We start from the raw sequence: 8,589 nt of genomic DNA, 5'->3' as shown, positions 1-8,589 counted from the left end.
CCACCTCCAGCCCTGCACCTCGCCGCCCGTTCCCCAGCGCCGAGCCCGGCTCATGGCTGGCTCTCTCACGTCCCGTCCATGCCCGCCTCAATGCCCGAACATGTTTACTTCGCGTGCCGCTGCCCGTAGCCTCACCGATAAGTCACAAGAGTGGGCACAGAACGGACCTGAAACCACATGTACGCACCAGAGCGTCAGCAGGCCATCCTTCGTCTCGCGAGAGAGAACGGCAGGGTGGACGTTCTCTCCCTGGCCACCCAGTTCGACGTGACCGCCGAGACGGTGCGCCGCGATCTGAAGGCGCTCGACCGGGCCGGCATGGTCCGTCGCGTGCACGGCGGAGCCATCCCAGCGGGGCAGCTCGACTTCGAGCCCGACTTGGCGGCCCGCGAGTCCGCCTTCGCTGATCAGAAGCAACGCATCGGACAGGCGGCCGTCGAGGAACTGCCGGCCGACGGCAGCGTCGTCCTCGATGCCGGATCGACCACAGCCCGGCTCGCAGCGGCCATCCCGGTGGACGCCTCGCTGACGGTCGTCACCCACGCGCTGCCCACGGCGGCCCGTCTCGCGGATCACCCCGGCATCGAGCTGCACATCGTCGGCGGACGCGTACGGAACCGCACCCGGGCCGCCGTCGATGCCTGGGCCCTGCGGGCCTACGGCGAGATCAACGCCGGCGTCCTCTTTCTCGCCACGAACGGTTTCTCCGTCGAGGGAGGACTCACCACCCCCGATCTCGCCGAAGCCGCCGTCAAACGCACCGTCATGGCAGCCGCTCGCCGCGTGGTGCTTCTCGCGGACTCCACCAAAGCCGGGCAGGAGCACTTCGCCCGCTTCGGCGACCTTTCACACGTCGACCTCCTCATCACCGACACCGGCCTGAGCCCGGAAGACGCCCGAGCCATCGAAGGTGAGGGCACCCACGTCAAGCGCGTCTGAAGCCTCACTCCGCCCTCTGCCGCCTGCGTGGCCCCGTGTCGCCGGAACCGACTGGAACACCCGCATGACCGTCCTCACCGTCACTCCCAATCCCAGCCTCGACCGCACCTACGAGATCCCGGCCCTCACCCGGGGCACCGTCCTGCGTGCCGGCACCGATCGGGTCGACCCCGGTGGCAAGGGCGTCAACGTCTCCCGCGCCGTGGCCTCGGCCGGTCACCGCACGGTCGCGGTGCTGCCTCTGGGCGGCCCGGAGGGTGCCCTGCTCTCCCACCTCCTTGGTGATCTCGGTATCGCTGTGGCGGGGGTGCCCATTCAGGGATCGACCCGCGTCAACGTCTCGTTGGCGGAACCCGACGGAGCCCTCACCAAGATCAATGCGGCCGGCCCCCATATCGGTGCCGATGAGTCACAGGCACTTCTGGACACCGTCGCAGCGGAGGCCGTCGAACGCCATGCGTCCTGGCTCGTCTGCTGCGGCAGCCTTCCACGTGGCCTCGCCGACGACTGGTATGCCGCCCTCGTCACCCGTGCACGCGCCTCCGGCGTCCGTGTCGCCCTCGACAGCTCCGGCCCCGCACTCGCCGCGGCGCTCGCGGCGCGGCCCGATGTGGTCAAGCCGAACGCCGACGAACTCGCTGAAGTCGTCGGCCGTCCGCTCGCCACCGTCGGCGACGCCGTCAAGGCAGCCGAACAGGTACGGGAGGCGGGGGCGGGAGCTGTGCTGGCCAGCCTTGGTGCCATCGGGCAGTTGCTCGTCGACGCCACTGGTACCTACTTCGCCACCGCCCCCGTCGCCGCCGTCCGCAGCGATGTAGGCGCCGGAGACGCCTCGCTCGCGGGGTTCCTGGCAGAGGGCGGAGCCCGCGCCAAGGCACTGGTGTCGGCCGTCGCGCACGGCGCCGCCGCCGTCCAACTGCCAGGAAGCCAGATGCCGGCCCCCGGCGACCTGAGCTTGGACAAGGTCAGCCTCACCACCGACGTCCCGATGGACCTTCCCCTGTCCCACAACGTCAACGGAGCCGTTCGATGAGCCAGTTGATCACCGCGGAGCTGGTCGATCTCGATCTGTCCGCAGCTACCAAGGACGCCGCCGCGCGCTCGCTCGCCGAGCGCATGGCTTCCCTGGGCCGCGTCACCGACCTCGACGCGTTCCTCACCGACGTGGCAGCCCGCGAGGCCCAGATGCCGACCGGACTCGAAGGCGGCATCGGCATCCCCCACTGCCGCAGCGCCCACGTCACCGAACCCACGCTGGCCTTCGGACGGGCCCCGGAAGCCATCGACTTCGGAGCGGCCGACGGCCCCGCCGACCTCGTCTTCCTGATCGCCGCCCCGGACGGGGCCGACAGCGACCACCTCAGCATCCTGTCCTCGCTCGCCCGCCACCTGGCCGACCCGGACTTCACCACGGCGCTCCGCTCGGCAACGGACCCGGAACACGCGGCAGCGCTCATACGCGGTGACGCCCCGCCCGCTGGCACTTCGCCTGTTACCGGTGCGGACCCGCGGGCGGCTGACCAGGCCCCCGCACCCACGAAGGCGGACCGGACCCCGGCAGCCAGAACGACGGAGCCCTCGCCGCATGCGACGGGCGCATCGCCGGAGGAAGCGCCCCAGCAACCCGACGAGACGTCGGATGCGGGACCTTCCGTCCCCTTCCGGATCGTCGCCGTCACCTCGTGCCCCACCGGCATCGCCCACACCTACATGGCAGCCGAATCGCTGGAACGGGCGGCGGGGGAGAGCGGGACCGGGACCGAGGTCACCGTGGAGACGCAGGGTTCCGCCGGGTTCGAACGGCTTGAGCCCGCTGTGATCGCCGCCGCCGACGCCGTGATCTTCGCCCATGACGTCGAGGTCAGGGAGAAGGAACGCTTCGCGGGGAAGCCCACCGTCGATGTCGGCGTGAAGGCCGCCATCAACCGCCCCATCGAACTCATCAACGAAGCCCGGGCCAAGGCAGAGCGGGGCGAGATCAGCCCTGTGGCCACCGGTTCCGCTCCCATGGACAGCGCGGCGGACAGAGGCGACAGTTTCGGCACCCGGCTGCGGGCTTGGCTCATGACGGGCGTCAGCTACATGGTGCCCTTCGTCGCCGCAGGCGGCCTGCTGATTGCGCTCTCGTTCGCCATCGGTGGTTACGAGATCACCGAGGCCAAGTCCGTCGCCGACCACTTCGTGTGGACCGAGGCCCACAGCTGGGCCGCGCTTCTCAACCAGGTCGGCGGGCTCGCCTTCAGCTTCCTCGTGCCCGTCCTCGCCGGGTACATCGCCTACGGCATGGCCGACAGGCCCGGTCTCGTGCCCGGCTTCGTCGGCGGCGCCATCGCCGTGCAGATCGACGCCGGCTTCCTCGGCGGTCTGGCCGCGGGTCTGCTCGCCGGCGCGGTCGTGATGGCGATCCAGAAGGTCAGCATCCCGTCGGTGCTGCGCGGCATCATGCCGGTCGTCGTGATCCCGCTGATCTCCTCGGCGATCGTCGGAACGCTGATGTTCGTGGTGATCGGCAATCCCATCGCCACCGCACAGAAGGCCATGACCGACTGGCTCGGTGGCCTCACAGGTACCAACGCCGTGCTCTTGGGACTGCTCATCGGCCTGATGATGTGCTTCGACCTTGGTGGACCTGTCAACAAGGTCGCCTACGCCTTCGCCACCGGAGGCATCGCCAGCGCCGACCCCGGCAACGGCAGCCTGATGGTCATGGCCGCCGCCATGGGTGCCGGCATGGTGCCGCCTCTCGGCATGGCCCTGGCCACCGCTGTGCGCGGCCGGCTCTTCACCAAGACCGAGCAGGAGAACGGCAAGGCCGCCTGGGTGCTCGGCGCGTCCTTCATCACCGAGGGCGCCATCCCGTTCGCCGCGGCCGACCCCCTGCGGGTCATCCCCGCTTCCATGGCCGGCGGCGCGGTCACCGGCGCCCTGGCCATGTCCTTCGGCAGCACACTGCGGGCCCCGCACGGCGGCTTCTTCGTGGTCCCGCTGATCGGCTCGCCGCTGCTCTACGTTGTCGCCGTCGCAGCCGGAACGGTCGTCACGGCAGGGGTCACCATCCTCCTCAAGGGCGCCCGTTCGCGCAGGACGGCCGGGCAGGAAGCGGCAGCTGCCGGGGAGACGGAAGCCGCGCCCGTCCCCGTCTCCGCCTGAACCGCAGCATGTCGCCCCTGGCGGCGGCCCCGTCCGGCGGGTCGTCGCCAGCCGCGGTGCACATGCTGACGTGCGGCAGAGCGCTCCCAACTGCCCTGCCCAACGTGCCGACTTCCGCCCTGCCTGCGTAGCCCGGGCCCGTACCCAAGGCCCGAAGCGCAGGCTCAGCCTTCGGGGAAGTCCTCGTCGCGCGGCCCCTGAAGCGGTTCCCCGTCGCCGTAGAGGTCCCGGTACGAGGGGAAGACCCCGCCAGGTCCGTCCACACCCTCCGCCGCGCGCACCGCCTTCACCACCGCCCTGGTCACCACGTCCGCACCGGCTGCCAGCACGTCGTTGAACTCCGCCGCGTCCAGGGGGCGTTCCCCGGTGGAGAGGCTGAAGACCGCGTCGCCGTCGTGCATCAGATGGATCGGACGCACCGCGCGTGCCAACCCGTCGTGGGCGCTGCCCGCCAGACGCTGCGCCTGTGGCTTGCTGAGCGCAGCGTCGGTCGCCACCACGGCGAGCGTCGTGTTGAGGGCCGGGCGCAGCGACCCTGCCGTACGTCTGCCGGTCTCCTCGCGGGCCTCGGCCAGGAGCATCTCCGCCTCGGCGTGTTCGTCCTCCGAGGGGATGCGCGGACGTCCTCCGGCCAGTTCGCCGTAGAGGGCTCCCGTAGCGGGGTCCGTCGCGGAACCCGCTGCGTTGAGCGCGACCAGGACGCCTACGACGACCCCGGAAGGCAGCCGCTTGCTCGCCGTGCCGATTCCGCCCTTGAGGCCGCCGACGACCGCTCCTGTCCCCGCACCGACACAGCCCTCCGTCACGGGGGCGCCCTCCTCGGTCCGCGCGGCGGCTTCCGTGGCCTCCCTGCCCAGCGCCGCGTCCGGGCGGGCCTGCCAACTGCCGCCACGTCCCAGATCGAAGATCACCGCGGCCGGGACGACCGGCACCACCTGGGAGGGGTCGGGTCCTACCGGGACGCCGCGGCCCTGCTCCTCCAGCCAGCCCATCGTGCCGGAGGCGGCGTCGAGCCCGAAGGCGCTGCCGCCGCTGAGTACGACGGCGTGGATCCGCTCCACCACGTTCCGCGGATCCAGCGCGTCCGTCTCGCGCGTGCCCGGGGCCCCGCCCCGCGCGTCCACTCCCGCGACGGCCCCGCCCTCCGGAGCCAGCACCACCGTTGTCCCTGTCAGCCAACCGTCCCCGGTCCGCTGCGCGTGACCCACACGCAGGCCGGGCACATCCGTCAGCGCGTCCCGCGAGAGGCGGGCCTCCTGAGCGTCGTGTGTATCCATGGCCCATGGATACCAGGGGGCGTCCACCGCAGTCGTACGCTTGAGCCATGAGCGCCGAACCGCAGTCACCCTCCGGGCAGGAACAGCCGCCGCGACACGACTCCGTGTCCGCGCTGGTCTTCGACGACCCGCTGGGCCGCCAGTCCTCGGACGACACCGACCGCGGGTGGGGCGAGGGCGCACGCACCGGTTCCGGGGGAGGGGACGCTGACCTGGCCCGCTTCCTCGACGAGAAGCCGCCGCACCACATCTGAATGCGCCGGGGCATCGCCCGCAGTACGGGCGGACCGGAGCCCGCCGGAAGCCGAAGCCCTCGGGCCACCTGACGCAGACGAGTCCGAACCCTGCCCGCGCACCGGATCGCACGGGCCCATAGGCCGGCAGCCCTGCGGCGCGCTACTTCTCGATGCTCGCTCCACCGCTGCGCTGCGGCGCCACGGAAGCGTCCGGAACGGGCTCGCCGTCGCCGTCCGTTTGGCGTGTGACCAGAGCGTCCCGGATCTCCGTGAGCAGCTCGATCTCCGTCTTGGGCACCTCGGCAGGGCCGGCCTTGGCCGCCTGACGCTCCTTGTACTTGTTCATGGGCAGGATCATCAGGAAGTAGACGACCGCCGCCGTGATCAGGAAGGTCAGCGAGGCGCTGAGGACCGGCCCCCAGTTGAGCGGCACTCCCTCGTTGATCGTGCCGTCCGCGCCGATCTCGCAGGGTCCCCTGAGGCAGGAGCTGTACTTGTCCAGGTCCTGTGTGCCGATCGCACCCACGAGCGGATTGATGAACCCCTTGACGACGGAGTCGACGATTTTGCTGAAGGCGGTTCCTACCACGACGGCAACGGCCAGTTCGACCACGTTGCCCCGCATCAGGAACTCCTTGAACCCTGACAGGAGTCCAGCCTTCTCGCTCTCGGTGGTTGTTTCGGTGCTCAACGAACTGCCTCTTCCAGGACCTCAGGATGCTGACTGCGGACCGAAGGAGGACGGAGCACTGACTGCCGGGCAGGCGCGAGTGACAGGCACAACCCGGCGGGCAGGGGTCGGGGGACCGGCGAGAACGGCGGGAATTCAGCACAGCGTCACCGCCAGCCGGGATTCCGCGGCGGCCTCGGTGAGTGCCGTCGCCGTCAGGCGGGGCACGGCGACCACGATCAGCGCTCCATCGGCTCCATCGCCCGAGACAGTGTCGCCGGACTTCGGCACTTGAGCCACTCGGACACTTCTGGCAACAATCCGAGCCGAACCGTTCTTCGTTTTGCTCGCCACCAGATCGATACGGTCTCCGGGGCGCAGCAGACGGACCGTTGCGCCATCGGCGATACGTACGGGTGCCGAGACGATCTCGGAGGCACCTGCCCGGGAAGTGACGGATCTCTCAGCGCCCGCCCTCCTGCCGGCGTCCCGCTCGGCCTCGTCCGCGTACGAGGAAGAATCCCTGCCGGAAACGGTGGCGGCGAACCCCGCGGCACAGACCGCGAGCCCCACACTCAGCACCCTCCGCCGCCCGAGCGCGAGCCGCCGCAGACGGCGCGGGCCCCGCCCGGCCCGTACGGGCGTGAACTCCGGCAGAGGTGCGCAGACCGAAGCACGAGATGGAAAGGCATTCCGGGATCGGGACAGGGACACTGCGCTCACCACCAAGCCAACACGAGTGAAGTACCGCCTGGTCACGGCCTTCTGTGGCTAAGGTGCACTGTTTCCCGGAATCCTGCCGGGACCGGCCAATTTCTGTGGACGAACCGGTGGTTGTGGATAACTCCGTCACCCGCAGGCGTTACCTGAACCCAGAAACACCGGCATCCTCACACTGCCTGCTGCCTGCTGCCTGCTGCCTGCTGCCTGCTGCCTGCTGCCTGCTGCCTGCTGCCTGCTGCCTGCTGCCTGGTTCTCGCGCAGTCCAGTTCAGGCACGGCCCCGACCGGTCCCGCCGCCTACGGCAGTACGATCCCGGGCTCCTGGCCACCCAGCGAGCTGCCGCAAGGGCACTTGCGTTCGCCGTTCGTCGGCAGGTTGGCGACGGCGTCGAAGAGGACGCCTCGCAGACGGTCGAGATTCTCGCCGAAGACCCGCAGCACCTCCTCGTGGGAGACGCCCTCGCCCGTCTCCGCGCCCGCGTCAAGGTCCGTGACCAGGGCGAGCGACGAATAGCACAGCTCCAGCTCGCGGGCGAGAACCGCCTCGGGGTGCCCGGTCATGCCGACGACGGCCCAGCCCTGCGCCGCGTGCCAGCGTGACTCGGCTCGAGTGGAGAAACGGGGGCCCTCGATCACGCACATTGTGCCGCCGTCGACCGGCTCCCAACCGTGGTCGCGCGCCGCCCGCACCGATGCCCGCCGCCCCGTCTCGCAGTAGGGATCAGCGAAGGTCACGTGAATGATGCTGGGGCGGTTTCCGCCGAGCTCTTCGCCGTCGAAGTAGGTCTGCGCCCGCGACTTCGTACGGTCAACGAGCTGATCCGGGACCACAAGGGTGCCCGGACCGTACTTCGGCTGGAGGCCGCCCACGGCGCACGGCGCAAGGATCTGACGCACACCCACGGAGCGCAGTGCCCACAGATTGGCGCGGTAGTTGATGCGGTGCGGCGGCAGATGATGGCCGCGGCCGTGCCGGGGGAGGAAGGCGACCCGGCGCCCTCCGGTCTCGCCAACGAACAGGGAATCGCTGGGCGGACCGTAGGGCGTCTCGACCGTGATCTCCGACACATCGTCGAGGAAGGAATAGAAGCCGGACCCGCCGATGACGCCGATCTCTGCCTGTTCGCTCATCCAGTCACCCTAAGGGCGCTCGGTGAAGCGGCGGCAGGGGGTGGATCCGCGCGGGTCAGGCGGAAGTGCTCGCCTTCGAGGAGCTCTTGGCTCCGCTCTTGCCGTCACCCTTGCTGTCGCTCTTGCCGGAGGACTTCGACTCGGACGAGGAAGATCCGGAGGAGGACGAGGAGGAGTCCGAAGAGGTCGACGACTCGGAGGTCTTCGATCCGCTGTCACCGTTCGAGGACGACGAGTCGGACGAGGAGGACGTCGCGGCACTGCTGCTCGACGAAGAACTACGGCTGTCGTTGCGGTAGAAGCCGGACCCCTTGAAGACGATGCCGACGGCCGAGAACACCTTCTTCAGGTGTCCCTCGCAGTTGGGGCACACGGTCAGCGAATCGTCCGTGAACTTCTGCACCACTTCGAGGGCTTCATCGCACGCGGTGCACTGGTACTGGTAGGTCGGCACGTTCTTCCTC

Annotated in this window: 9 protein-coding genes; 4 read left to right on the top strand and 5 right to left on the bottom strand. The window is 69.9% G+C overall.

Annotated features, from left to right (window positions below; translation table 11 throughout):
- Positions 1-177: 177 nt before the first annotated feature.
- The 3 genes from NMN56_RS31815 (at position 178) to NMN56_RS31805 (ending at position 4,089) form a co-directional block, all read left to right on the top strand.
- Complete coding sequence (locus tag NMN56_RS31815) at positions 178-939, top strand: DeoR/GlpR family DNA-binding transcription regulator (RefSeq protein ID WP_274046859.1); 762 nt, start codon at positions 178-180, stop codon at positions 937-939.
- A gap of 64 nt (positions 940-1,003) precedes the next feature.
- On the top strand, positions 1,004-1,972 hold the full coding sequence (pfkB, locus tag NMN56_RS31810; protein ID WP_274046860.1) for a 1-phosphofructokinase: 969 nt from the start codon (positions 1,004-1,006) through the stop codon (positions 1,970-1,972).
- Complete coding sequence (locus tag NMN56_RS31805) at positions 1,969-4,089, top strand: PTS fructose transporter subunit IIABC (RefSeq protein WP_274046861.1); 2,121 nt, start codon at positions 1,969-1,971, stop codon at positions 4,087-4,089. The genes pfkB and NMN56_RS31805 overlap by 4 nt, the downstream gene beginning before the upstream one ends.
- 164 nt (positions 4,090-4,253) lie before the next feature.
- On the opposite strand, the gene NMN56_RS31800 is transcribed toward NMN56_RS31805, so the two are convergent.
- Positions 4,254-5,366, bottom strand: coding sequence for a P1 family peptidase (locus tag NMN56_RS31800; RefSeq protein WP_274046862.1), 1,113 nt, complete (start codon positions 5,364-5,366; stop codon positions 4,254-4,256).
- A 47-nt stretch (positions 5,367-5,413) separates the two neighbouring features.
- Between NMN56_RS31800 and NMN56_RS31795 the strand changes: the two genes are divergently transcribed.
- Positions 5,414-5,620: a hypothetical protein gene (locus NMN56_RS31795; protein ID WP_274046863.1), complete on the top strand. Its 207-nt coding sequence runs from the start codon at positions 5,414-5,416 to the stop codon at positions 5,618-5,620.
- 142 nt (positions 5,621-5,762) lie between these two features.
- On the opposite strand, the gene NMN56_RS31790 is transcribed toward NMN56_RS31795, so the two are convergent.
- The 4 genes from NMN56_RS31790 to NMN56_RS31775 form a co-directional block, all read right to left on the bottom strand.
- Positions 5,763-6,227 carry a large conductance mechanosensitive channel protein MscL gene (locus NMN56_RS31790; RefSeq protein WP_430542761.1) on the bottom strand — a complete coding sequence of 155 codons (465 nt, stop codon included), beginning with the start codon at positions 6,225-6,227 and terminating at the stop codon, positions 5,763-5,765.
- A 201-nt stretch (positions 6,228-6,428) separates the two neighbouring features.
- Entirely contained in the window at positions 6,429-6,572 is a 144-nt protein-coding gene (locus tag NMN56_RS31785; protein WP_283742528.1) for a hypothetical protein, read from the bottom strand.
- A gap of 719 nt (positions 6,573-7,291) precedes the next feature.
- The gene (locus tag NMN56_RS31780; protein WP_274046868.1) at positions 7,292-8,125 is read right to left on the bottom strand and encodes an S-methyl-5'-thioadenosine phosphorylase; all 834 of its coding nucleotides are present in this window, start codon (positions 8,123-8,125) and stop codon (positions 7,292-7,294) included.
- A gap of 55 nt (positions 8,126-8,180) precedes the next feature.
- Positions 8,181-8,579 (bottom strand): FmdB family zinc ribbon protein, encoded by a 399-nt coding sequence (locus NMN56_RS31775; protein ID WP_274046869.1) that lies wholly within the window; start codon positions 8,577-8,579, stop codon positions 8,181-8,183.
- Positions 8,580-8,589: the final 10 nt, after the last annotated feature.

Origin of the sequence: Streptomyces iconiensis (genome assembly GCF_028657195.3) — a bacterium.
Classification (GTDB): domain Bacteria; phylum Actinomycetota; class Actinomycetes; order Streptomycetales; family Streptomycetaceae; genus Streptomyces; species Streptomyces iconiensis.
The sequence above is the reverse complement of the archived record's forward strand: the minus strand, read 5'-3'. Positions and strand labels throughout refer to the sequence as shown.